Source organism: Verrucomicrobiia bacterium (assembly GCA_036405135.1).
Taxonomy (GTDB): Bacteria; Verrucomicrobiota; Verrucomicrobiia; order Limisphaerales; family JAEYXS01; genus JAEYXS01.
Genome location: DASWYF010000020.1, coordinates 1 through 25,471, shown reverse-complemented (window position 1 = coordinate 25,471; position 25,471 = coordinate 1). Strand labels below are relative to the sequence as shown.

The 25,471-nt window shown below is 57.5% G+C and carries 17 protein-coding genes; 3 read left to right on the top strand and 14 right to left on the bottom strand.

Annotated features, from left to right (window positions below; translation table 11 throughout):
* The first annotated feature begins 1 nt into the window (after nucleotide 1).
* The 3 genes from VGH19_08655 to VGH19_08645 are packed head-to-tail and all read left to right on the top strand — an operon-like array spanning nucleotide 2 to nucleotide 2,336.
* Nucleotides 2-448, top strand: a complete 447-nt coding sequence (locus VGH19_08655) for a hypothetical protein (protein HEY1171423.1) — start codon at nucleotides 2-4, stop codon at nucleotides 446-448.
* 5 nt (nucleotides 449-453) lie between these two features.
* A complete protein-coding gene (locus tag VGH19_08650) occupies nucleotides 454-1,275 on the top strand; it encodes a prepilin-type N-terminal cleavage/methylation domain-containing protein (GenBank protein HEY1171422.1) in 822 nt (273 codons plus the stop codon).
* A complete protein-coding gene (locus VGH19_08645; protein HEY1171421.1) occupies nucleotides 1,275-2,336 on the top strand; it encodes a helix-hairpin-helix domain-containing protein in 1,062 nt (353 codons plus the stop codon). The genes VGH19_08650 and VGH19_08645 overlap by 1 nt, the downstream gene beginning before the upstream one ends.
* Before the next feature lie 7 nt (nucleotides 2,337-2,343).
* Here the strand turns inward: VGH19_08645 and VGH19_08640 are convergent, their stop codons facing one another.
* The 14 genes from VGH19_08640 to VGH19_08575 form a co-directional block, all read right to left on the bottom strand.
* Entirely contained in the window at nucleotides 2,344-2,862 is a 519-nt protein-coding gene (locus tag VGH19_08640) for a chemotaxis protein CheW (GenBank protein HEY1171420.1), read from the bottom strand.
* 18 nt (nucleotides 2,863-2,880) lie between these two features.
* Entirely contained in the window at nucleotides 2,881-5,001 is a 2,121-nt protein-coding gene (locus VGH19_08635; protein ID HEY1171419.1) for a chemotaxis protein CheA, read from the bottom strand.
* Between the two features lie 229 nt (nucleotides 5,002-5,230).
* Nucleotides 5,231-7,516, bottom strand: coding sequence for a PAS domain S-box protein (locus VGH19_08630; GenBank protein HEY1171418.1), 2,286 nt, complete (start codon nucleotides 7,514-7,516; stop codon nucleotides 5,231-5,233).
* Nucleotides 7,516-8,796, bottom strand: a complete 1,281-nt coding sequence (locus VGH19_08625; GenBank protein ID HEY1171417.1) for an HD domain-containing phosphohydrolase — start codon at nucleotides 8,794-8,796, stop codon at nucleotides 7,516-7,518. Before VGH19_08625 ends, VGH19_08630 begins: the two co-directional genes overlap by 1 nt.
* Nucleotides 8,793-10,784, bottom strand: coding sequence for an ATP-binding protein (locus tag VGH19_08620; protein ID HEY1171416.1), 1,992 nt, complete (start codon nucleotides 10,782-10,784; stop codon nucleotides 8,793-8,795). Before VGH19_08620 ends, VGH19_08625 begins: the two co-directional genes overlap by 4 nt.
* A 115-nt stretch (nucleotides 10,785-10,899) precedes the next feature.
* A complete protein-coding gene (locus VGH19_08615) occupies nucleotides 10,900-11,259 on the bottom strand; it encodes a hypothetical protein (protein HEY1171415.1) in 360 nt (119 codons plus the stop codon).
* Nucleotides 11,260-11,270: 11 nt separating this feature from the next.
* Nucleotides 11,271-11,711 (bottom strand): flagellar export chaperone FliS, encoded by a 441-nt coding sequence (gene fliS / locus VGH19_08610; GenBank protein HEY1171414.1) that lies wholly within the window; start codon nucleotides 11,709-11,711, stop codon nucleotides 11,271-11,273.
* A gap of 31 nt (nucleotides 11,712-11,742) precedes the next feature.
* On the bottom strand, nucleotides 11,743-11,880 hold the full coding sequence (locus VGH19_08605; protein ID HEY1171413.1) for a hypothetical protein: 138 nt from the start codon (nucleotides 11,878-11,880) through the stop codon (nucleotides 11,743-11,745).
* Nucleotides 11,881-11,920: 40 nt separating this feature from the next.
* Entirely contained in the window at nucleotides 11,921-12,736 is an 816-nt protein-coding gene (locus VGH19_08600) for a hypothetical protein (protein HEY1171412.1), read from the bottom strand.
* Entirely contained in the window at nucleotides 12,729-13,382 is a 654-nt protein-coding gene (locus VGH19_08595) for a hypothetical protein (GenBank protein ID HEY1171411.1), read from the bottom strand. The genes VGH19_08600 and VGH19_08595 overlap by 8 nt, the downstream gene beginning before the upstream one ends.
* 8 nt (nucleotides 13,383-13,390) lie before the next feature.
* Complete coding sequence (fliD, locus tag VGH19_08590) at nucleotides 13,391-15,112, bottom strand: flagellar filament capping protein FliD (GenBank protein ID HEY1171410.1); 1,722 nt, start codon at nucleotides 15,110-15,112, stop codon at nucleotides 13,391-13,393.
* A 169-nt stretch (nucleotides 15,113-15,281) separates the two neighbouring features.
* Nucleotides 15,282-16,085, bottom strand: coding sequence for a flagellin (locus VGH19_08585; protein ID HEY1171409.1), 804 nt, complete (start codon nucleotides 16,083-16,085; stop codon nucleotides 15,282-15,284).
* A gap of 253 nt (nucleotides 16,086-16,338) precedes the next feature.
* Nucleotides 16,339-23,883, bottom strand: coding sequence for a glycosyltransferase family 29 protein (locus VGH19_08580; protein ID HEY1171408.1), 7,545 nt, complete (start codon nucleotides 23,881-23,883; stop codon nucleotides 16,339-16,341).
* 387 nt (nucleotides 23,884-24,270) lie between these two features.
* Nucleotides 24,271-25,074, bottom strand: a complete 804-nt coding sequence (locus VGH19_08575) for a flagellin (protein HEY1171407.1) — start codon at nucleotides 25,072-25,074, stop codon at nucleotides 24,271-24,273.
* Nucleotides 25,075-25,471: the final 397 nt, after the last annotated feature.

Sequence of the window (25,471 nt, the reverse complement as noted above, 5' to 3'; positions counted from 1 at the left end):
AATGAGGATCGCCATCAAAAAACACCCTGCTACAGCGTTCACCCTCATGGAGGTGATGATCGCCATCGCGGTGTTTTTCATGGCCATCTTCGCGATCCTGGAGCTGACCTCGCGCAATCTCAAGCTGGCGCGCGCCTTGCAGACGCCAATGGCAGATCCGGGCGTGGTCGCCTCGATGATAGCGCTCACGAACCAATTGGAAGAGACCAGCGAGTCCGGCGATCTGGGCCCGGAACATCCGGAGATCCAATACACGTGGACGGCAACCGAAGTATCCTCAAACGGCCTGTTCCAGGTGGACATCGTGGTGAGCCAGCCGCTGAGCGGCAAACTGGTGGAGACCCCGCTGACAGTACTGATGTTCCGCCCGCAAGGCGCGCCGCAAGCAGGGCAATCCACGACGGCCACCGGCCGGGGTGCGACGGGAAACTCCGTGAGACAAAGATAAAGCCCGTGAAAATAGCCTGCAAACGATATGGGAAAAGGGGCTTCACCCTCGTGGAGATCCTCATCGCCATGGGCATTTTCATGGTGATCATCGGCGCCATCTACGCGAGCTGGGCTGCCATCCTGAGAAGTTCCCGCGCGGGTGCAAAAGCCGCCGCCGAAGTGCAGCGGAATCGCATCACAGTGAAGTGCCTGGAAGATGCCCTGGCTTCCACGGTCTATTTCACGGAGAACGCGGCTTTTTACAGCTTCGAGACGGATACTTCATCGGACTTCGCCTATCTAAGTTTCGTAACCCGTCCACCGGCAAGCTTTCCGGGCAGCGGCTTGTTCCCGAACGACCCGATCCGCCGCGTGGCCTTCCAAGTGGTGCAAGGTGCTGGCGGCAACAACGAGTTGAAACTGCTGCAATCCTCCACCATGCAAATACTGCAGGATACCGAGGAGCCTTACACCGTGACGCTCTCCACGAACATCAGCCAGTTCGCGCTGGAGTTCTGGGATGATCAGGCTCAGGAGTGGGCTTATGAGTGGCTGGAGACGAACTCGGTTCCGCGCATGATCCGGGTATCACTGGCATTTGGCGGGCAGAATGGGGTGTACGGCTCCTCTGTGCCGATCGAGGCCAAGACGATCTATCTGGCGGGCACGGCGATCACTAAAGATTACCAGTTTCCGGATGCGGCGGGGGGATCGAATAATCGGAACAATAACAACCGCGAGCGTAACAATAATAACCGGGACCGCAACAATCCCCAACAACCTAACAATCCTGGACCACCGACCGGTCCGCCTACGGGACCAGTGATTCGACCTCCACGCCAATAATGAAGTTACGCTCACAGTCTCATCGCTCCGGCATCGCGCTGATCATGGTGCTCATGGTCATCACCGTGCTCGGGGTGATCGCGTTCGGCTTCGCCAAGTCCATGGCGGTGGAGGTGAAGCTCGCGCGAAACGCCAGCTTTGATACTGAGACCGAGTGGCTGGGGCGTTCCGGTGTGGAGTTCGCCCGCTACATCCTTGGCCAGCACATGACCGTGCCGAACGAGGGCAACTACGATGCGTTGAATCAGAAATGGGCGGGCGGCCCCATGGGCACCAATGATATCCTCGCGGCCTTGTCCTTGGAGAACAACCAAGTCGGGTCGGGCACTTTCTCCATCAAGATCATCGACCTCGAACGCTATTATAACATCAACCTCGCGGACGATGTCGCGCTGAAGCTCGCCATGGAAGTCGCCGGCCTGGACCCCACGCTCGCATCGGAAGCCGTCGATTGCATCCTCGACTGGCGGGATACGGATGATGCCACGATGCTGAATGGTGCGGAGTCAGATTACTATCTCTCCCAGTCTCCGCCGTACTCGCCCAAGAACGGACCGATCGATGACCTGGACGAATTGCTGCGCATCAAGGGCATCACGCCGGAGCTATATTACGGACCCGGCAGCAATGTGGTCGAGACACCGTATAACCGGAACCTGGGCGTGCGACCGGACAACGTGGTGATTGTCGGTTTGAAGGACCTTTTCACACCCATCTCGGCACGCGTCATCAACATCAACACCGCCCCGGCCAACGTGCTGCGGCTCATCCCGGGCATTGATGAAGCGACCGCGCAATCCATCATCACCACACGCAGCGGACTTGATGGCGCGGAGGGCACCGAGGACGACACACCGTTCCGCAATGTCGGTGAACTCGCCAGCGTACCGGGCTTCAGTGCCCAGGGCATCAGCAATCTGGGGCGCATTCTCTCCACCCGCAGCGTCACTTTCCGGGTGACGGTCACTGTCTCCATCAACAACAAGCAACGCGAGATGGTGGCCATCCTCCGCCGTAACGACCAGCGTGACGTGAAGGTGCTGATGCAGTACTGGAAGTGACCCCGGCTCAACCTTGCTGCGCCTTCTGCGTGATCTTTTCGATGGCCCCGGCCAGCAGGACTTTGTCAATGTCCAGCAGCGTCTTCACGCCACCCTTCAATTTGGCCATGCCGAGGATGTATTCCGTATCCAGGCTGGTGCCGAAGTCGGGCGTTTCCTCGATGTCCGAGGCGGCGATGTTTGTGACCTCTTCCACCGCATCCACGATGAGTCCGATCTGCGTCTTGAGCCCGCTCGCACCTTGGATCTGCACCACCACGATGCACGTGCTCTCGGTCGTCTCCGCCTTGGCGAGGGCGAACTTGATGCGCAAATCCACCACGGGGATGATCTTGCCACGCAGGTTGATCACGCCCTTCACATACTCGGGCATCTGCGGCACGGCGGTGATATCCACCACGCGGATGATCTCGCGCACTTTCAGGACGGCTACGCCGTAGGACTCGCGTCCCAGCGCAAATGTCAGATATTTGCCCGCCACCGCACGTGCGGTCGTAGCGGCCGTTTCATTCAATGTGGTTGCCATAAATTTATTGGTTGAGGTTTAAGCGGCTCGGGAGAGCACGTCAGCTTCGAGTTTTACGAGATGGTTCACATCCAGGATCAAGCCCACGCGGCCGTCTCCCAAGATAGCGGCACCAGCGAGCGAAAGGCTCTCCTTGAACATGCTGCCCAGCGTCTTGATCACGACTTCCTGTTTGCCCAGCAGTTCATCCACCAGCACGCAACGGCTTTCGTTGTCGGCTTCGAGCACCACGATCACGCCTTCTTCCGCACGAGATGCTTTTGTGGTGATGTTAAAATGACGGTTCAAACGCAACAAAGGCAGCAGACGTCCGCGCACGTTCACCATCTCACCGCGCTCTTGCACACTGGAGATCATCTGCGGTGCTGGGCGGAAAGACTCGCGCACCGACAGAGTCGGCAGAATGAATTTTTCAGTACCCACGCTTACCAGCAATCCATCAATGATCGCCAAGGTCAGAGGCAGATAGATCGCGAACGTCGTTCCCTGCCCCGGCACGGATTCGATCTCCACACGTCCGCGCAAATGTTCGATGTTCCGCCTCACGACATCCATGCCTACACCACGGCCAGAGATGTCCGTGATCTTTTCAGCCGTTGAGAAACCTGGTGCAAAGATAAGATTGAAAATCTCCTTGTCCGTCGGGTTCGCATCCGGTGCCAGCAGGCCCTTCTCAATGCCTTTCTGCTTGATCCGCTCTGCATTGAGCCCCGCGCCATCATCCTTGATCTCGATGACGATGCTGCCGCCTTTATGATACGCACGCAACCACACTTTGCCGAAAGGCGCTTTGCCCTGTGCCATCCGCTTCTCGGCACGTTCGATACCATGATCCACGGCATTTCGAACCATGTGGATCAACGGATCGCTGATCTCTTCCACGATCGTGCGGTCCAGTTCCGTGTCCTCTCCGCTCAGGTGCAACTCCACCTGCTTGCCGGCCTTCTGGGAAAGATCGCGGACCAGTCGCGTCATCTTCTGGAACGTCGAGCGGATCGGCATCATGCGAAGCGACATCGCTGTGCGTTGCAGTTCACGCGTGATACGACCGAGCTGGGCCAGATTCCGTGTCAGCAACGGATTCGCATTGCGTACGATTTCTTTATCCTGCGCCACCATGCATTGCGCGATGACCATCTCACCGACAAGATCCACGAGACTGTCGAGCTTGACGGTATCCACCTTCACGAAAGACGCGCTCATGCCCGCCTTGGGCGTGGTTTCAGATGCAGTTGCGTTGTCCGCCTGAATGGCTTGAGCAGTTCCCACCGGAGCGATGACTGCTCTCTCTTCGACAACGGGCGCCATTGCTTCAGCTTTGCCGCCCTCCTCGATGACCGCTTTGATTCGTGCCAGCAACCCACCGATGGGGATGACCACCGGCGTCTCCGGTGCATTACCGCTGATCTGCGCGTCGATCTGCTGCACGAAACGCTTCAACGTATCACCACCGGAAAGGATCAAGTTGATGACCGGTGCCGTGATGGCGAGCTTGTGCTGACGGGCGAGATCAAGCAGGGATTCCAGCTCATGCGCCAGTTTGTTGATGGGCCGGAGATTCAGGAACCCAGAACCGCCTTTGAAAGTATGAAACGCGCGGAAGATGGAGTTAAGCGTGTCTCCATCCGTCGGATGTTCCTCAAGCGTGAGCACGCCCAGCTCGATGTTTTGAAGATGTTCGTGCGATTCATTGATGAACTCGCGCAACAACTCGGCATCATTCTCCAGATTGAGCGTCAGCGCTTCTTCGATGAATTCATCTCCAGTGGGCGAAGCCGGGTTTGCAGGCGGGCTTTCCTTTTTGCAGGAGATCTCGCCGGGGACGCCCCATGCAGCCGGCTTGGTGGCGGCCTCCAAAGCCTTGGCTGCCATTTGCAACCACTGAGTCCAGAGGTTGAGCTGAGCGAGCACTTCAGTGGTGAACAGTCCGCTTTCCAAAAAAGTTCTATCCAGCACCTCTCTGGCAAAGACCAGGCCTTCGGTCACGGTTGCGTCGGGCGTTTCAGCCAGCAAATCTTCGACCTGGCCCAGCATACTGTTGATCGGCAGCAGACCATTGTCCTTGCCCGGCTCGGCAAAAGCCAGCTCCAAGGCAATCTGGTCGGCAAGGCGACCCAACGCGACAGGTAGATCAGTCATAAGTGCAATAGCGCAACATTACTCAGAAGCTGTATCGGCAGGAGAAAAGCTGGCCTTAAGGAATCTTTGTGAACCTGCAGGTTAATGACGAAAGAATGAAAAATGACGAATGAAGACATGAAATGAGAGCAAACTTGGCTTTAGATTCCAGAACTCGTGGAAAACACGGCGATTAGATACTTGTCATTGCTTCATTCCTTGGTCGTTCAGGTTTCCTCATTGGTCATTCTTAATGCCCTTTCTGCAACTGGTTCATGATCAGCGAGACCGCCTCATGCATGTTGTAAGGCTTGCGCAACACACGAACGTCCCGGAATTTCTCGATCGCCTGCCGCTCCTCCTCTTCCAGATAACCCGATGCCAGAATAAACTTCATCTCCGGCCATTCCACTGCTGCATGATGGATCAGTTCCACGCCGTTACGGCCCGGCATGTTATAATCCGTCAACATCAGGTCGAAAGGCTGCTCGGCCATGTGCAGTTTCGTCGTCGCGTCATCGGCATCGGAGGCGGCGACGACTTCAAACCCTGCTGCCGTGAGGAAATTCGCCGCGAAATCCCGGATCATATCCAGATCATCCACGATCAGGATGCGACCGCATCCTTTCGGCAAAGTGCTCGGGGCTTTCTTAACGAAAGCCGTGTTTCCTCCCTCCACCAACGGCAGATAGATATGAAACGTGGTGCCTTCGCCGGCCGCCGTTTCCACTTCGAGGAAACCACCCGCTTGTCGCACCACGCTGTGTGCTACGGCCAGTCCCAGGCCAGTGCCTTTGCCCGGTCCCTTGGTCGTGAAAAATGGGTCAAAGATACGCGGCAGCACATTCGCCGGAATGCCGGTGCCCGTGTCCCGTACGCTGCATTTCACGAACCGCGAGCCGATCGGCAGGCGATGCTGCGTGACCTGCTCATGGGAGAGGACGGAGACACCGTTGGTCAGCGCAAGCTGTCCGCCCTGAGGCATGGCATCCTGGGCATTCACGCACAAGTTCAGCAATAACTGGCTCGCACGTGTCGCATCCATCTTCACGCAAGCAGGCACGGGCGAGGGCATCAGCAGCAGGTCCACGTTTCCACGCAAAGACCTTCGCGCCAACTGGCTGGCTTCCTCGATCGCCTGGTTGAAATCGAAGATCGTGATCTTCTCCTCGGAAGCGCGACTGAAAGAGAGCAGCTGCTGTGTGATCTCGGCGGCACGGGAAGCGGCGCGATCAACCTGTTGCAGACGTGCCAGCACGTCCTCAGACAACTGTTTGTTCATGCCCAGCAAGGTCGTATTGCCGCGGATGACTTGCAGCAGATTGTTGAAATCATGCGCGACACCCGCGGCCAGTGTACCGACCGTCTCCATCTTCTGCGCCTGATAGAGCTGGTTCTGCAACTTATGAAAACCCGTCTGGTCTGAAACCTGATAGATAAGGCCGATCACCTCGCCCGCATGCAGCCAGGGGGAGATGCGCGAGAACCAGTGACGCCCGCCGCAATTCGTCTGGAACTCCACCGGCTGGCGTGTGTAAAGCGCCTGCTCAAAGTAGCCGCGCAACTGCTCCTTCTGTTCTAAACTGCGGACGTGATCCAGCAGATATGCGCCCGTCCTGGGTGCCTGCTTCATATCAAGCCAGCCATGCTCGGCGGGAAACTTGCGCCATGCTTCGTTCACATGCGTCAACTTGAGGTGCCGGTCCACCGTGTAGATCGCGGACTCGATGGAATCGATGATGCTGCGCGCGTAATTGCGCTCCATCAGCACTTCATCCTGCAGCCGCTTCCAGGCGGTGATCTCGCGTTCATTCGCCACGAACCCGATGAATTCACCATTGCGATCATTGATCGGTGAGATGGTGGCCGCGACGGGATACGTGCTGCCATCACTGCGCACATTCACCAGCTCGCCAGACCAGTCGCGTCCTCCCTGAACGGCTTTTAGATATTCTTTGACCGTCTTCTCCTGGTGCTCAGCACGCAGGAAATTGGAATCGCGCCCCAAGGCATCCTCGATGCTGTGCCCGGTGACATCTTGGAATGCAGCGTTGACGAACGTGATGCGGCACTCGGCATCCGTGAGATAAAAGACATCTGAAGTGGAATCGATCGCCGTGGCAAGGCGCTGCATATGCGATTCCATCCGCCAGCGACGTGTCGCATCCCGCAACGTCAACAAAGCACACGTCGGCCCCAGCGGAGTGAGCACGAGATCGGCGATGAGCGTAAGCCGTCCATGCGTGAGCAGGGAGACACCACTGATGCTTTCCTGATGATCGCGCCGACGCGCCAGGATACCACGGACTCTCGCAGCCACCTGATCCGTCAACAAATCGAGGAGATTCAACCGCTCACCTGGCGGACAGGGGAAGAACTCGCGGGCACGGCGGTTTGCTTCGACCACTTCGCCGTTGGAACGGCAGACAAAATGGGCATCATCTGAGCCTTCGAACAGATTGCGCCACCACTGGGCACGCGCTCCGTCAGACTCAGCCGGCGACGGTGCGCCAGCCAACCTGCTTCCGGAAGTCATTAGCAATAGACTACTAACGACTGGCTTATCGGATTAATTTGATTGTGGTTTAGCAATTTATCGATGGAGGGCCCATTCAACTGCTGCCCCTCAGGGATGAGGAGAATGCCACTGGGAGTATAGATGCCGCGGGCGAGCACCATGCCGGGACGCAATTCACTCAAAAGCACTTCACGCTGGCGCGCTGGTATTTGAGCATCGGGCAAGGCCCGCAGAAATGCCCGGACTGCTTCTGGATCGTAAGCTTTGCCGCTGCCAAGTTTGACGGCTTCGAGCGCGTCCTTATCCGTCAAATAGATGCTGTCCGCGTAGCCAACTGCCACCGCGAGAAGACGTGCGGACCATGGGATCTGCTCACCCTGGAGCATGTCGGGATAGCCCTGGCCATCAAAGCGCTCGTGATGCGAACGGATGATCAGGCCCACAATCTCGAGATCGTGCACGAAGCGGGCAAGCTCCTGGCCCAAGATGGGATGCTGCCGGATGATCGCCTTGTCGCTCTCATTGAGCTTGTGAGGTTCCGTCTGCCACTTGCGGATGATCTGGCGCGGAACACTTACAAGACCGATGTCGTGCAGCCAGGCGCTGATCTCAAAAGCCTGTTGTTGCTCAGGCGGGAAATTCAGTGAATGGCCTATCGCATCGCAGATATCATGCACTCGACGGCCTTGGCTGCCCAACGTGGGATAAAAAGACTCCATCGTATGCAGGCACAATTCCACGGAACGGAACAGGTTCGTCTGCAGCGCTTCATTCAACACAGCTAGACGCTGGTTTTGTTCATCCACCTGCTTCACACGCGCTTCAAGCTCGCGGTTCAACTGGGTGAGCTTGTCGTTCATCGCCAGCGTGGTCGCTTGCAACAAAGCGTTCTTGCACAAGAGGTCGAAGCGCTGGGCGGCATTCTTCACGGTCGCCAGCAATTCTTCCCGGAGCCACGGTTTGACGATGAAACGGTATATCTCTCCCTTGTTGATGGCATCGATCACCGTATCGAGGCTCAACACTGCAGTGATCAAGATGCGTGTGGCATCCGGCTGGATCTGCTTGGCCAATGCCAGGAATTCCAAACCCGTCATCTGCGGCATCTGATGATCCGAGATGATCACGGCGAACTGTTCCTGCTGGAGCAGTTCCAAGGCGGGCAGAGGATTTGAAGATGTCTTTACTTGATACCCCGCGCGCGTGAGCGTCTCGCGCAGGCCGACCATCACGATCTCCTCGTCATCTACGATGAGGATGCGGTGTGGCGAAGTGTTGTTGGCTGTGGACGTGCTCATGGCGTCGGCGGTTCAGCGGCAGGCAGCAGGCTCTGCAACCGCGTCAGCAATTCCAGCTCGGATGTGTCTGGAGAAAATATCATGTCTGCCCCCGTCATGAACTGAGTGTTCAACTCATCGACATTATGGCCCAAGATTTGAACAGCCGCTTTCAACGGGCTCCGCAGCTGGCGCTGGGTGCCCAGAAAGCTCCATATCCATTCACTGTCCCGGTCACACAATCCCAGCACAGCGGCGAACTGATACTGCGGACTGCTCAAGGCTTCTTGCGCGGAATCCGCGCTGAGGCAGCCTACCACATAGAGCCCGTGTTCGCGCAGATATTGCAGCATGCGCTCCATCGGACGGCCGCTGCGCCCCAACAGCAGGATCGTGTGTCTCACCGGCAGGCCCGTGGGCTCCACACGGTCGTTCTCCGTGAAATCCGCCTGCGGCAGCCAGACTTTGAATGTCGCGCCCGCGCCCAAATGCGAGTCCACGCTGATCGCACCGTGATGTTTCTCCACGAAAAGCCGGGCGTTGTAAAGACCAAGACCCGAGCCTTTGTTCACCGCCTTGGTGGTGAAGAACGGATCGAAGATAGAACCGAGTTTGCTCTGCGGGATGCCGCAACCGGTGTCCTTCACCGTCAGGCAGATCACGGGCGAACGGCCTACATGACCGATCACGAGTCCGGCGGCATCCACGTTCTCGTGCAATGATGTGGATACTTCAAGCATACCGCCCAACGGCATCGCATCCATGGCATTGACCATGAGATTGATCGCCACCTGGCGCAGTTCCACGGCATCGACGAAGAGCGGCAGTCCTTCGGCATGCAACACTGTGCGGATGTCGATGCGACGCGGGACTGTTTTGCGCATCAGTTCTACCGTGTCTGCCACCACCTCGTTAAGATTGTAGTAATTGAGCTCGCCCACTTTGTCATTGTGCAGGCTCAGGATGCGGCGAACGAGATGACTTGCTTGCATCGCATTCTGGCGGATGAGCGCCAGACCTTCATGGTGGGGATGGGAAGAGTCCAGTTCCGCCGTGAATGCCTCACTGAGCGAATGGATGCCGGCCATGATGTTGCTGAAATCATGGGCCAATCCCATCGTCAGCACGGCGATGGTTTCTTTCCAGGCAGCCGAAGAGAGCCGCCGTTCCGCGATCGTCTGGCGGGTGACATCCAGCCAGACCCCTTCAAAACCGAGCAACAATCCATTCTCGCTAAAAATGGCTTCGCGCTGATCCATGATGTAAGCCACCCGTCCCGTCGTGGCGTGACGCAAACGGTAAGAGACGGATATGGATGAGTTCTGGCGGTCCAGCTTGGACCATTGCGTTTGCAAATCGTCAGCATCCGCCTCGTGGACCATCTGCCAGAACAAGCCCGGACGATGACGCAATTGCTCCAACGTATAACCTGTAAGCTCCTCGATGCGCTGGCTGGCGAAACTGAAACCGTAATCCGCACTCTGGCTGAAGATCACACCCGGCCAGCGTTGCGTGATGCTCCCCAGTTGTGCTTCGGTGCGCACTGATCGCAGGAACATCTCGCGTACGGCGGCATCACTCTGCAAATGCTGATCCCAAGCGCCTTCGCTCAGTTCTGACAGGGGAGGCAAAATGGAAGCGAACCGCAGGAACTGGCAGGCGGGACCGGGCACCACTTCGCATTGCACCCATGCGGCGGATTCGGAATCGCTCGAGCGTAATTCAACCGCACCACCCGACTCGCTCTGCAATATCTCGTGAAAAACCAGCGGCAGGATGGGAAAGCGGGGGGCAAGAGTTTGTTCGAGGCTTTGGCCCGGCGTGAACTGTTTCAATCCCAGCCAACGGGCCATCGAGTCACCCAGATGTACGACCTTGCCCAGATGGTCCACCACCACGTGCCCCGCCTCCAGCCAGACGGATGCACTTCCATTGTACCTGGCGGTGGAACTCAACCCTGTCGCTCGTACGGTCATGTTGCTGCTGCGCTGTTCCAAGGCCGGGCTCATGTGAATCTTTCCAAGTCGTCAAACGACGACGCTGCTGCCTGAGCAAGCCCTCCCGGAACGTTAGGCAGAGTTTCCTCCCGTTATCCGTTTCCGTCCAGAGCTTTTTGATCCGGCATCAGCCATAGGATTGCCACCCGGCCAGTGCCTTTCCGCCACCATAAGTGCGGCGTACTGATTTCAAATTCTGACTCGATGTTTCCAGCTCCCGGCTTTCTGCCCGGCGCCGTTGGTAGATGCTTTCCAACAGCTCGGAATTGTGCAGCTCCGACCGGATCACACGCTGCCATTCGTTGGACCATTCAGGCCCGGTGGGCTGGCTGTCAAGGCAGGCTTCCATCTCCACCTGCAAAAGGCTTTTGCGCAGTTGAGCTTCGGCCACGCGGGGCCAATCTTCGGCCGTGATCGCGTTACCTTCCTCCATGGTCAGGTCCTGCCACGTGCTCAACCAGTCGTACCAGATAGATGCGGTGTTCATGGCAAATCAGGTCAGGCGGCGGCCATGTTCACCGGAGCAGGCGTTTCCTGGACCGCTTGGGCCGGGCCCTGGCCGGACAGCATGGTGGCCCACGCATCCCGCAAGGTGATGAGGCGGGCAAGCGATTCTTTGATGCCCGCAGGCTCCTTCTTCAGGTTGCTCTCCATCAGGCGATAGTCGAGGTAGTTATACAACCGGCGCATCGTCTGGGAAAATTCCCCGCCAGCTTCCATGTTCAGCGACACATTCAACTCGTGAATGATCGCTTGTGCGCGGATGACGTTGTTACTGATCGTCTCGTTGCAATCGATCGGGTCTTCGAGCTCGAAGCCCGTCATGGCCCGTTCCAAAAACCGGATGGCGCCCTCAAAAAGCATCAAGACGAGTTGTCCCGGAGGAGCGGTCTGGGTGGCCACCTGGCGATAGGAACGGAGCAGATTGGTTTGACGCATAAGAGGTTTTTTGAGGACGTCAGATTTCAGGTCAGTTGCCGTTTTCTAGATTCACAGCCAACAGGTTGGCGATCTTGCGGATTGTTTCCGTGGGCGGGTAAGCCGGGTCTGCCACCAGCTTCTTGGCCCGGGCGATGACATCGGCTCGGACATCTGGGGTCTGCGCCAAGGCGCGGTCCAAGGATTGAGAGCGGTCAAAGGCCGTCTCATCAGTCGGCGACTTCGCCGGGGCTTTCGACGGAACCGGACCCGACGTCCGCGGTAGCGGTACCAGTGGCTGGTTCAGATTGATTTCCATACTTCTTTTCCTTCGCTGGCAGGCGAGGTTGCTGTTGGTTCGCGCCAACTCTTGCTTGGGTATCGGCAGGTTTGGCAGAAACTTTAGGCAAAATAAGCTGTGGATATGGCAAGGTGAGAAGAGCTTTGTCTAAACTGTTGCGGGCCAACAACTCTGGCGAATTCCTCTCTTTCCAGCCTGAGGCTTCCAAAGCATCAAAAAGGCTGATATTTTTGAAGAGGCTGCCGATTTTGCGCTCCGGTTTGCCATCAAACCAGGATTCCACGGCCCAAAGAGTTTTGGCCTCCGCAATGGTCACCATCCGCATCTTCCAACCGAGGGATAATGGCGGATAAGCGGTAAAACCCAGCACATGGGTGAAGATGACCGCATCACAACCGGTTTCTGATTCCAGACGTTCGAGCAGCCGTGGCGGCAATCTCTCCTCGCTCAACCACTCCGGCTTGCCGGTCCAGCGCTTAAGCTGATCGCCAGAAACAGTGACCACCTCAAACCGTTCCATCCGTTGCCACTTTTCTCGCACAAGCGGTTCCAGTTTGGTTCGTGCCCAGCCTTCATCCGGATAACCGGCAGCAAAAGTCAGCGGCAGCAGGACGACGCGCTTGGGATGGGCGTTTGTGCCTTCTGCCTGGAAATAGTTCCGCACCTCTGCGCCCTTCGCAGTTCCCACGAAGAGAGCGCACACACCGGGCAACAGTGCGATGAACACCTTCAGGAATCTAGTCAAATGACACAGCATATAACGAATTCCGGGCGCGCATGATCGCCTCTTGGAGGTTTTCCAGCCAGCAGACGATCAGTTCAAATCCTTCGGAGAGCACATAGACATCCTGCTCCTCGCAGATCAGGAGTTCCATGCGGCGCGAAAGTGCGAGCAGGTCTTCTGCGAGAGCAGTCAGAGAAGGAGCCATCACAGGCAGGCCTTCCACCGAGGCCAAGCCGATCTCCGGCATGAAACTGAGCGTCAGCAACGGTTCACGCAGGTCCGGTTGCATCTCCTGCCAGAGCTTGCGACTGATCGTGGGCGGATTGATAAGCACTTGCAGTGCGTTGAGGCGCGAGCGGTCGATCAAGTCCAACACCTGGCGTCTTGCCGCCACAAGCAATTCCAATCCGAGAAAATCAATGCTCACTGTCCGTCCCGCGACAAAGCGGAAATCGATCTTTTCTTTGAGCGTGCTTTGCAAACTGACCGGCACACCATCCACCACCATCGAGATCAGCACGCGCTCGCGTTGCAGCGCCATCCCTTCCAGCGCGCATTTGATGCTGCGCAGTGATTTGCGCTCCTCCACCGGCAAAGCCACCACTTCGCCGTCCAAGGTGACTTGGGCGGGAAACAGCTTGATCTTGAATGTGAGGTGGTGGCGCATGGGATTCATCAGCCCGAAGTTGTGGAGCTGCCGAATTTCTGTGAGAGATATTGTGACTGCTGCTTGATCTTGGCCTGCGCCACTTCCATCGCCACGAAGCTGGCGGTGAGGCGATTTTTATTGGCCTGCACGAGGCGTTCCAGATCCAGCATCTGGGTGTCGAGATTGGCTGCTTCCTTGGTCAGATTGTTTTGCTTGGTCGTCAACGTGCCTGTATCCCCAGTGGTCTTATCCATCCATTTGGAGAGGCGGGTCGCGATGCCATCTGAGCTGTCGGTAAAAAGTTTTTTGACACCGGCGAGATTGTTCGCGAGCGCTTCGTCCAGGGCCGTGGAAGTGGTCAAAGCCAACGCATTATCTTTACCGTTGGAAGTGATGCCCAGGTCATCGAGCCGCTTGAGCGAGCCGGTCAAACTGTTGACGATCCTGTTCGTTTCCGCGCGCAAAGAAGCACCGACATCATAAGCGGTGGAATCATTCGCGAGGATGCCCGCCGTCACTTTGCCCTTCGCATCCGTCGTGCTGGCGGTCTGTCCATCCACAACCGTTTGCAGACGGTTGTATTCCGCCATGAAATCCGTGATGGCGGTTTTGATCTTCGAGGTGTCGCTGGACACGGCTATCTTTACAGTTCCTTCTTTCAGCACGGAAAGAGAAAGACCGGTGATGCCAGAACTGGTCTGCGTGATGGTATTGGTCTGGCTCGTGAGTTCCGGGCCATCATCCACTTTGTAGGTCAGATTTTTACCGCGTTCCAAAGTGCCGCCGCTTAATCCACTCGCGGCGAGGAAATTGCCCGTCACGTCTTCCATCGCCACGCCGATGTCGCCGGTGACTTTGTTGGTGAGCACGAGGCGATCATTCACAGCATCGTAACTCGCATTCACCCCGGAGGTGGAAGAGTTGATACGATCAAGGACATTCGTGAGGCTGTCTGACGTGGCGTTGAAGGAGATGGCCACACCGTTGATCTTGAATTGTCCTGCGCCACTGCCGCCATCGCTGAGGGCGGTGCCGAAATTCGCCGAGGACAACGCACCTGTGAGTTTCAATCCACCCAGCTTGGCAGAGCTGCTCACCGTGTTCGCGCCATTGTTATTCAACCGGGTGACGGCCAGGAAATTGCTCGTATCCGTAGCACTGCCGAGGACGACATTGCCGTTGCTGCTGGTGAGGCTGATCTTGTCTGTGGCCGAATCGTAACTGCCGGTTACGACGCCACCAGTCGCTGTGCCGATGCGGTTGAACACATCTTGCAAGGTATCTGTAGTAGTGATGGCGACCTGCTTGCCATTCACCGTGATATTTCCCGCAGTGATCGCCGTGCTGAAACCGGCAGAACCCAGAACGACACCGGAGACGTCATTTGTCGCGCTGAGAGAGGCCCCAGCATCAGTGGTGCCCAACTGACGAGCGGAGGAAGCCAATTGAGTGACGGCGAAAGCGTATTGTCCAGCGGGAGCGCCGGAGGTGACTGAAGCGCTGGCAATGGTCGCATCCGTGCTCGAAGCCGAGCGCGAATCGAACAGCGCAGGGTCTTTCAGCGCGTTGATGCGATTGGTGAGCACACCGAGCTGGGTCTTGATGCTGGAATAGGCGTTGTTCCGCTGGTTTATGAGCGACTGTTCGCTGAACAGGCGCTTTTGCGGAGTACGTTCCACATCCGTCAACTGGTCCACAAGGGATTTCCAGTCAAAGCCAGATGCCAATCCTGACAAACTTAGGTCCATAAAAGCCGGGCGGTCGGCATGGCCGGCCGCTGATATCGGTTATCGCCCTTATCGGCTGGGAGGCGGAGAAACTTGAAGAAAATTTATCCGCCTCCCTGCCGCTGAGCCCGGACGGTGCGCGAACACCGTCCGGGACAGCCGCTCAATCTGAGAGCCGTGACCTCGGGGATTAACCCAAGAGACGGAGGGCAGACTGAGGCGTGGAGTTGGCCTGCGCCAACATCGCCGTGCCTGCCTGGACCAGGATGTTGTAGCGTGCGAACTTCGTGCTTTCCTCCGCCACATCCACATCTTTGATGCGGCTGTTGGCAGCGGACATGTTGTCTTTCAGCACACCCAGCTGTTCGCTCGTGGAGTTCAGGCGGGTGATGTTAGCGCCGATCGTGGCGCGGTCAGAGGCGAGCTGTGTGATCGCCGCCTTCACGTTCGTCAGCGCGGTGGCTGCGTTCGTGGTGGAGGTGACCGTCGATGACGTGGCCGTCGTGTAGGTGGTCGCGCCGAGGTTCACACCGCTCATGCTGAACGTACCGCCATCGCTGTCGGTCGTCACCGCCTGGGACGTGCCGCTGAAGAGGCTCACGCCGTTGAAGTCCTTGGTGGCCACGTTGTTCACGTAAGCGCCGAGGGTCGCGAACTCGGAGTTGTAGAGGGTCCGGTCAGCGTCCGTCTTCGTGACGTCCTGCGCCAGCACAGACAGCTCGCTCATACGGTCCAGGGCCTTGGTCACCTTTTGCAGGAAACCGTCCTGGGTCTGATTGAACGAGATGGCGTTGCCGACGTTGCTGTTCGCGGCGGAGATGCGGTTGATCTGCGCGTCGAAACGCGTAGAGACCGCCAAGCCTGCGGCATCATCTTCCGGCGAAACGATCTTTGAGCCGGAGGACAAGCGCGCGAGCGACTTGGACAACATTGCCGAGGATTCCCCCAAAAGGCGTGCGCCGTTTTGGGCCGATGTGTTGGTATTAATGACCATAACTAGACTCCTTCCATGAGTCACCCCTTGCGGGGATTTTTGGGTTTACACGGCTTCCATGCCGTGCGGTGAACTTGTTCCAGGCATCACCGTTTTATCCTGCCCGGCTGTTGGTGGTCGCCGGAGACCTGTCTTTCGACACTGAAGGTATCGGATGCCTGTGGATTTCCTTTAGGTACAACAAACACCCCTCTTTGGCGGACCAAAGAGGGGTTTCTGGATGGTGGAGAATGATGCGAAGTAGCAACTTACATCACGCAGAAGTCACTTCAGCCACTTGTAGAACGGCAGTGAGTGCCTGTGCGGCTGACGGCAAAACCGTCTCCAAATGCTCCAAACGGCGGTTGATCTTCTCGACGGTGTCGAGCGCCTGAGCTTCCACCAGGCGGCGATACCATTGGATGAATTCCCGACTCACAAGCTCCTGATGACGCGTCTCCAAAGGCGTGAGCGGCATGCCCCCGGCAAGTTCACAGATCACGATGGCAGCGCGGCCAGCGGGTTGCGCGGCTCCTTGGGATTGCTTCCACCACGTGAGCGCCTCAGTGAGGTTACGGTTGAGCGTGAGTGCCTCCGCGTGTTGACGGGCAAGTAGTAGTGAATTCGGATGATGCTTCACCGCCTCTGCGGACCAGTCGGCAGCAAACTCATAGAAGTCTGCGCGGCTCAAGGCGATCTGACCGCCCAAGCCCCAGAAGGCTTCTTGTCGCGGCTCCAGCGAAATCAAAGCATGCAATAACTGCAACGCTTCCACCGGATGTCCCAAGCTCTGCTCAAACTTAGCGTAGTCAAACAATACGGCGACAGATTCAGGGGCGAGCTTGCGTGCCTGTTCATAAGACGCGCGTGCTTCATCCTTCTTGCCGAGTTGTGCGAGGCAGTTGGCGAGGCAGTGATGCGGGCCCGCCTTGTGGATCTCTTTATTTACTGGTGCGAGCGAACGTTGCTCGCGTTTGGCGAGGCATTTGCGGAATTGCTCGATGGCCTGCGCCGGTTGCTTCAGCTCCATGAATGCGAGCCCCATGGTGAAATGGTGCGATGCCACCAATCCGGTCTGGCTCAAGGCCAGCGGCGAATTGAGAACCTGCACGATCTCACCGAACTGGCGCGTGGCCATGAGTTGCGTGGTGAATTGCGAAAGCAACGTCTCGCGCAATTCCGGCGCCACTTCATCAGCGGGCTTATGGCTCAGGACTTGGAATGCTTCGAGGTAAAAGCTCAGGCCGTCTTCAATCTGGCCGATGCGTGCCAGTTCAAGGCCCATGCTCATGAGCAGATTCGGCTCGTTCGGCCATTCTTCGAGGGCGAGTTCAAGCAGTTTGAGGTTGCGCGCGCTCTTCTCACGATTGCGCACGATCTGCTCCTGATAGCCATGGTGGCGAATAGCAGCTGTGCTGAGCTTGTTCTCCATGGACCACTGGCGGCGGCGCACTTCCACGCTGCTGAAGATCTGCTCATGCACGCGGCTCACGTAGAAGAGGCCGTGCGCATTGCGGAACAGGCGCGGGATGTAGCTGCAGCCTTCGTCTTCGCGACCGATGTCGATGATGGGCAGACGATACGCGATGGCATCACCGCTCTGAATCTCCTTGCGCAATGTCGCTTTGGCTTCGGGCAATAATTCCTCATCTGCATCTAGCGATAGCACCCAATCACCGCGCACATATTCCATGGCGGCATTACGTGCGGCGCTGAAATCGTTTTGCCACGTGGTATGATAAACCTCGGCACCGAATGACTTGGCGATCTCCACTGTCTTGTCCGTCGAGCCGGTATCCATCACCACGATCTGCCAGGCGAGGTCTTTCACCGATTCGAGGCATTGCTTCAAAAAGCGCTCTTCGTTCCTGGTGATGAGGCAGACCGAGACACGCGGTTCAGTGGGTTTCACCGGCAAGGCGGGCCAGGTGAAGTAACCGGCCTGCTTGCGTTCATCCAGAGAACCTAGCTTGCGCTGCACTTCTTTCCAGCGAGGCGTGAGTTTCTTTGCTTCATGCGCGCAATGAATGGCCATGGTGATGTCACCCATGGCTTGCGCGACATCAGCAAGCAGCAACCACGCTTCAGGATGGAAGGGACGTTCATTCAACGCCTTGACCGTGCGTTCCCAAGCGAGAGGCAACACGCGCTTGTCCATCGCTTCACGCGCTCCGCGCAAATCGCCGAGCAACGCAGCCCGGGGCAGATGGATCGCGGGGGCTTTGGCGAAGCGTTTGGCTAACTCAGCCTGTTGCGCCGCTTCACGGCGTCCGGCGAGATCGAGCAAGAGCAGTTCAGCGGCTTTCACGCTTTGTGCCCATGTCCAATCACGCCGAGCAATCTCGCTCGCCTTCACGCCACGCGCCTTGGCTTCCGCCGGATTCTCGAATACTTCACGCATGGTCTTCTGCAGATCGGTGAATATGGGTTCGAGCCACCAGCCACCCTGCACCAGCTTCATGCCAGAAACTTCATTACCCAATGCGGCACGCACAGCCGGGATACGGTAGGTAACTTCGGCGGAAGCGAAATCATCCGTGGAGCCGCCACCCGTTACGATGACGGGCAAGGCGCACGCCATCGCTTCTAGCACGGGCAGACCGAAACCTTCGCCGCGATAAGGATGCACAAGGCAATCGCACGCTACGTAGAGACGCGGCAAATCTTCTGCGGGCATCTCTTGATCGAGATACAAAATCTCCGGCGCGTTCGGCGTGGCTTGAGCGGTGCGAATCTGTTCCGCTAGCGTCTGGCCAGCATAGACGGATTGACCGCCGAAATCTTTGATCACGAGGCAAACGTCATCGGCAGCGGTGAATTTGCTGAGGTAGGCTTGTAATAGTAGATCCGGGCCTTTGCGATGGATCGTGCCGCCGACGAAGAGGAACTTGAACTTCTTCTGTGTGTTCAACGGCAGCGGTTTCACATCCGGGCGAAAGCGATCCGGATTGATGCCTAGCGGCAGGTATTTGACCTTTGAGGGTTCGACACCCGAATCGAGATACACGCGGCGGACGTATTGAGAGTTCACCCACACTTCATCCACACGTTCCATGGCCTTCGTCCATTCGGCAGGCAAAGCGCCAAACTCCCACGGTTGCATGACGACTAGCGCGCCAGAAGCCGGTGCAGAGAAATCCGGCGGCCACGCATGGCGCAAGGTGATCTCCACATTGCGCGGCGCTTGCGGTGCGATCTGCTTGGCGAGACGTTGGAACTCGGGAGCAATGACCGTCGGCTTCGCTTGGCGCGAAACGCGATGCAGACGCAGGCTCTTTTGCTCGACCAGCTTGGCAGTGAATTCGCGGTTCACGTGCGAGAGGCTGCCGTAATCGAGATACGTGCCTTCCCAGGAAACCACGGGTTCGCGTTGTGGGAACTTAGTTTCTTTGGCTTCCGCCAATGTCCGTGCGGTGACAGCAGGCAGGTAAGGTGCGGAGAGTTTGCTTTCGATCGCGTTCAAGCGGCGCAGGACTTTGTTCGCCACCACTTCACGACCGTAGTGCTTGACCATGTGCTGACGAGCAAGACGACCTTTGGTGCGACCTTCTTCGGGATTCTGCTGCACGTGACGCAACAGCTTGCGCAGATGCGTCTCGTTCGGGTTTGCCCAGCGATGACCGCGATAGTGCCACAGCTCCGGCTCCAGCAATTTCGCCTCGACCATCTCGTAGTCGATGAGGTAGCTGAACTCATCCGCCATGAACTCGGTGTTCGCGCTCCAGTTCGTTGCGATGACCGGACGCTCCATGAGCATGGCTTCATGCTGCGGGCGGCCCCAGCCTTCACCGCGACTCGGCGCGAGCAGGCAATCGGCAGCGAGATAGAATGCAGGCAACTGCGCGCTCGGCACTTGATCGGCAATGATCTCGATACGAGGCAACGGCTTGTTGCCAAGGTTCAGCGTGGCGGCGAATTCGCGGATGCGGCGTTCGATCGCCGTGCGCGGATCTTCATCCGGCTTGCTGAAGAGATAAGTGCGGAGGTGGAAGCACACATCATCTTCCGCCGAAAATTCGCGCAGATAGGTGGCGAGCAGAACATCCCAGCCTTTGCGCGAGGACCACTCGAAGATGGAGAGGAAATTGTAGGCAGCACGATTCTTTAGCGCCAAGGGCTGATGCTTCTTCGGGTCGAAGAAATGTTCATCCGCCGAACCGGGCATGATCACAAGTTTGTCGCGCTCCACGCCGCAAGCCGCGAAGGTCTCCACGTTGAACTGGCTCGGCACCCAGATCTCGTCCATGCGGTTGCATGCTTGGGTCCAGCCTTTGGGAATGCGGTCTGTCTCGAACATCGTGCGGCCGATCTGGTAGTCGGCATCCGGCAGACGCAGGAAACCATTGGCCGGATTGTGCGAAATGGCGATACCACCTTTGATGCCAGCGAAGCGGTCGCGTTGAGCGAAGAGCGTTTCGCGCTCATCGGCAGCAAGACCTTGGACGAATTTCTCGGAGTAGAGGTTGTTCTGGTGATGGATGCCGAGATCGAGCTTGCCCTTGAGCGGCACGACGAAGTTAATGACTTCGCTCGCGTAACCGCTCGGGTTGAAGATGGGGCCATACCAGCGCACGGAGCGTTTTACTTCGAGTGAATCGCGCACCACGACGTTTTCACGCTGTGTGTAGCGGTCGTCGTCATGTGTCACGGTGCTGAGTTCATTGAACTTCGGCGTGATGCCAGCGGCTTTCAAACGGGCAGAGAAATCAACATCTTCACCTTGGTAGAAACCACGGCCGTCATCCCACTGCACACGATCGGCGATGGAGGCTTTCAGCACGCACAGACCGCCGGTGACATAGACGTGTTCATCCGTCTCGGTGTAGGCGAGCAGCTTGTGACCGCGGATGCCGCCGTGTGTGGCCCAATCCCAGAAGCGCGTGCCATCGGGATTCAGAAAACGCACGCAGAGGACATCCCAAGCATCACCGTATTGCTGCAAACCGGTGTAGAAATCACCGTGAAAAAGAAGATCATCATCGGCGACAACGAGGTGATCGAAGCGGGCTTGTTCAGTGAGGCGATTGCGCATCTCACCGAGACGGCCATTACGAGCGGCATCGACGGCAGGGATGAATTTCGCCCCGGCATCGAGATTTTCCGGAGCTTCACCGGCGATGAGAATCTCATACGCAGGAATGTTCAGGGCGCGGATGGAATCGATCTCGGCTTGAAGTTTTTGCGGGCGCTTACCATTCGTGATGAGGCAGAAGGACCAACCGGATTCGCGTTGCTTGGCTTGCGAACTATTTCCACTCAGGCGATTCCAGAGACGTTCCGCTTCGGTGTGATCAGGTTGCACGGCGAGCACGCATTCACACGCGGTCTTGGCGGTGGCGAAATCAGCAAGAGCGGCACAGCACTTGGCCATGCCCCAGAAGACTTCGACTTCTTCGTGCTCTTCGGTGAGCAGTTGTTGGAAGACATTCAGGGCATCCATAGGACGACCGGCTTGCAGCAGCACGAAGCCGAGGCGAATGCGCAGCGGCACATTCGTCAGCTCTTCGTCCAAGGCGCTAAGATAGGCTGTGATGGCGGCATCGAAATGACCCAGCTCGGTGTGGAGATAGCCGAGAGCGGAGAAGGCTTCCTTGGCGTTGCAGCCGAGGGAAAGTGCTTCGTGCCAAGCTTCAATCGCAGGCTGGCGTTCACCGGCGCGTTGACGCAATTCGGCGAGTGCGGTCCAGATGTCTTTGTCGTTAATACCGAATTGAACGGCTTGTTCGAGAGAGGTTTTTGCCGTGACGAGGTCTTGCTTCTGCAGAGCGATACGGCCCTGGGCGAGCAGTTCGCCGGGAGTAGCTGGTGCAGGCAAAACTGGGTTCGCAGCGAACGTGTCACCGTTACGCTCGCGCAGAGCGATTCGATAGGCGAAGGGTGCGAAGGCGTTTTCACTATGCTTCGTGGACCAGCGTGCAGCCGTATTGTTTTCGGCCAAGCTGATGACGCAGAGGATGGTTTTATGTTCGGGTTCGCGGTCATTGCTCGGTGTGAGACCGGCGTAGTCCACGCTGAAGCCTTCGGCTTGCAGCAACTTCACGAGTTCTTCCAGCGACCACTCACGCGTGTGCGCGGGATTATCTGGCGGACCCGCATGGCGGACACCGCGAGTGAGCTCGCGTTCCGGGGTGGAGATGATCAACGCGGGCGAGTGTGCGAGGCAGCGGCGGAAGTTCGCGAGCAAGGGGCGCGGATCGCGCAAATGTTCGATGACATCGGCGCAAATCATCACAGCGTCGTTCAAGTCGGCGAGGGGCAGACCCCAATCGGAGGCTTGGTCGAAATCGATCTCGCGCCATTGGCCTTGCGGATAATTCGTGCGGCAGAATTCCAGGTTGCTGCCGAAGTCGAGGCCGGTGATGGCGAACTCCGCAGACATCTTCACGAGTTTGCCCGCGCGCCCGCAGCCGACATCGATGATGCGGTGGCAGCCCAGTTCTTTCGCCAGCCAGGCGGCGTAAGGATAGACCTCGGGCTGCCAGATGATGCCGGTGTCTTGCGTGACCGAGTCTTCGAAATATTCAGGGACTGGGCGGGATTTATAGGTTTCCGGCAAGGCGAGGGATTTCACGGTTTCGCTCGCGTTGGGAATAGATGACAGATTGTAGGCGAGAGCGGAGCGGCGATGCAGAGCGCCTTCGAGCACGAGCTGGCCTTGGCCGTAGCCGGGATAGGCTTTCACCTCGAACCAGCGGCCGACCTGTTGCACCCACCATTCATTCGGGCGCACCGTGAGATGCAGATTCTCGCCCTTGGGTCCGAGCAAACCGCTCGGGCGTGTGGAGACTGCGAGGAAGATTTCACTGCACGTGCGGGCGGCTTCGCGCAGCACGAGGCGGATGTCATTCTCGGTGAGATGCTCGAGCACATCAGCGGAGACGAAGAGATCGTGCTTCTCGGTGACGTAAGGCAAGCCCAGTGCGGAGTCGTTCACCTTGTGCGAGCACTGGATCTTGTCGAAAGCATTGGTAGCGACTTCAAAGGCGGTGACTTCATTGCCCCATTTCTCCAATTGCGCGCTGAGGCCGCCATTACCTGCACCGAATTCCAGAATCTTCTTACCGGTGACCTTCTTGTTCAGGCGGCGAAAGAGTTCGGCACCGACGTTTTCATCGTAGTCCGTGTGTTCGGCATGGCAGAACTGGTAAAGCTCGGCATAGGGGTAAGTGTCGCCGATCAGAATTATGTTCGGACGGCTGAGGACGATGTCCATCTCGCGCAACGTGTGCGAGGTCTCGACCTTTTGCCCAGCATTCCAGTAGTGGCTGGTCTGGAAACCATCGAAGCCGAAGAGGTCGGCTTCTATGCCAAGGGAATTCAACAGTTGGACGAGTGCGAGGCCGCAGGAGGGATTGGGCGTTTCAGTCACCAAGGGGTGAATGTCCGTGCGAGCGGCGAGGACAGGGCGGTGATTGGCCGCGCTGAAAGTGGCGAGGTTGCTGGCTTCGCGGGAATCGGCGGTGAAGGGGCTGAACTCGATCAGGCCCTCGCGGTGCTCGATGTCATGCCAGCCCGTGGTGCAGCGAAGATCGGTGCGGGTGCCCACGAGATCGGCGAAACCTTCGAGGCGGAAGTTGTTGAAGCGGATGATGCAATCGTAACTGTCGATGAGCTTGCCGTAGGCGCGCTTGGGGGTGGCGTTGCCGACGATGGCGATGCGGCCACGGATGCGTTGCAGGATATCTTCGGCGTGCTTGAGGGCGGATAGATCCGTCCCGGACAACCAGGTGGGAACATGAAGGGCGCGGGTGGACAATCCTGTCTGGCTGGCGGCATCTATCTTTTGGCTCATGGTCGTATAGGCGGCAAATCCCGTCATGGGATTGCGGCGGTTGCTTAGCAACGACGATGCCAACCGGCTAAAGATGCCTAATTGCAGGGGTTTAGGGATGAAAGAGGAGGTGTGGCGGCAAAAAGTTCCGGGTGGAGAGGGGGCGGGAGGAAGAATGTGCCATGAGGAGTTTCAAGTTTTCAGTGTTCAGTTTTCAGAGGGGGAGGGCGCAGGGCACAGTCAGGACATAGGTAACACTGGAATTATAGTTAGCGCGGACTAATGTCCGTGGCTACGGATTGAGGGTGCGAGGACGACGACAATTACGAGACTGGACAGGCGATGGCGACTGTCCCACTACACTGCACAAAAGAAAACCCTCTGGATTGCTCCAGAGGGTTTTGTGATCGGTCCGGGTCAGGACACGCTCTTGGCTTAGCCTAACAGACGCAGCACTGACTGCGGCGTGGAGTTCGCCTGGGAGAGCATCGCGGTGCCCGACTGCACCAATATGTTGTAGCGGGCGAGCTGCGTGCTTTCTTCGGCCACATCCACATCCTTGATACGGCTGTTCGCCGCGGCAAGGTTGTCCTTCAACACGCCCAACTGTTCCGCCGTGGAGTTCAAGCGGGCGATGTTAGCGCCCACATTGGAACGGTCCGTGGTCAGTTGCACGATGGCCGCTTTGACATTGGTCAGAGCCGTCGCCGCGTTGGTCGTGGAGGTGATGGTGGAACTGGTGGCCGTGGTATAGGCACTGGCACCCAGATTCACCCCAGTCATGGAGAAGCTTCCGCCGTCTCCGTCCGTCGTAACGCTCAGGCTTGCACCGCCAAAGAGGCTGACGCCGTTAAAGTCTTTTGTGGCTACGTTGTTAACATAAGAACCCAGCGTGCTGAACTCCTGGTTGTACAGGGCCCGGTCCGCGTCGGTCTTTGTCACATCTTGCGCCAGAATGGTGAGCTCGCTCATACGATCGAGCGCCTTTGCCACCTTGCCCAGGAAACCGTCCTGCGTCTGGTTGAACGAGGTCGCGTTGCCAACGTTGTTTTTGGCAGCACCTGTGCGGCTGATCTGCGCATCAAAACGCGTCGCGACCGCGAGACCTGCAGCGTCATCTTCCGGCGAAACGATTTTCGATCCGGAGGACAAACGAGCAAGCGACTTGCTCAACATAGCCGATGATTCCCCCAGCAGGCGTGCGCCATTCTGGGCCGAGATGTTTGTATTGATGACCATAACTCTATCCGTGAGTTGCCCCGGAATACGGGGACTTTATTTGATCGCAGCGTCCATGCTGCGGGTGGCTCTTTTACAGAGGCTGCCACCATTTTCCCCGCCGGCTGTTTCAGGCCGTCGGCCGCCAGTGTCTTGCGACACGAGGGTTATCGGCAGGGTGGCGGAAGACTTGAGATGAAAAGTTTTGTAGGTGTTGAAAGAATCTAACGCGTCTCAAGTTAAACCAGTCCCTTTCCCCTCATCCCGGCCTTCTCCCTGTAAAGACTGGAGAGATGGTGGACAGGTGTGCGGGGACATGGTGGACACATTTTGAGTTGGCCAGTGCATCAGGTTTTAGGAACTGGTTGGGTTTGATTTTCACGCAGGTCCAGTTCCTTGATGACCTGCATTTGGAAGA

Bases quoted from the DNA above. Each gene is read 5' to 3' on its own strand.
- VGH19_08655 (HEY1171423.1), top strand. From the start codon at position 2: ATGAGGATCGCCATCAAAAAACACCCTGCTACAGCGTTCACCCTCATG.
- VGH19_08645 (HEY1171421.1), top strand. From the start codon at position 1,275: ATGAAGTTACGCTCACAGTCTCATCGCTCCGGCATCGCGCTGATCATG.
- VGH19_08640 (HEY1171420.1), bottom strand. From the start codon at position 2,862: ATGGCAACCACATTGAATGAAACGGCCGCTACGACCGCACGTGCGGTG.
- VGH19_08635 (HEY1171419.1), bottom strand. From the start codon at position 5,001: ATGACTGATCTACCTGTCGCGTTGGGTCGCCTTGCCGACCAGATTGCC.
- VGH19_08630 (HEY1171418.1), bottom strand. From the start codon at position 7,516: ATGACTTCCGGAAGCAGGTTGGCTGGCGCACCGTCGCCGGCTGAGTCT.
- VGH19_08625 (HEY1171417.1), bottom strand. From the start codon at position 8,796: ATGAGCACGTCCACAGCCAACAACACTTCGCCACACCGCATCCTCATC.
- VGH19_08620 (HEY1171416.1), bottom strand. From the start codon at position 10,784: ATGAGCCCGGCCTTGGAACAGCGCAGCAGCAACATGACCGTACGAGCG.
- VGH19_08615 (HEY1171415.1), bottom strand. From the start codon at position 11,259: ATGAACACCGCATCTATCTGGTACGACTGGTTGAGCACGTGGCAGGAC.
- fliS (HEY1171414.1), bottom strand. From the start codon at position 11,711: ATGCGTCAAACCAATCTGCTCCGTTCCTATCGCCAGGTGGCCACCCAG.
- VGH19_08595 (HEY1171411.1), bottom strand. From the start codon at position 13,382: ATGCGCCACCACCTCACATTCAAGATCAAGCTGTTTCCCGCCCAAGTC.
- fliD (HEY1171410.1), bottom strand. From the start codon at position 15,112: ATGGACCTAAGTTTGTCAGGATTGGCATCTGGCTTTGACTGGAAATCC.
- VGH19_08585 (HEY1171409.1), bottom strand. From the start codon at position 16,085: ATGGTCATTAATACCAACACATCGGCCCAAAACGGCGCACGCCTTTTG.
- VGH19_08580 (HEY1171408.1), bottom strand. From the start codon at position 23,883: ATGACGGGATTTGCCGCCTATACGACCATGAGCCAAAAGATAGATGCC.
- VGH19_08575 (HEY1171407.1), bottom strand. From the start codon at position 25,074: ATGGTCATCAATACAAACATCTCGGCCCAGAATGGCGCACGCCTGCTG.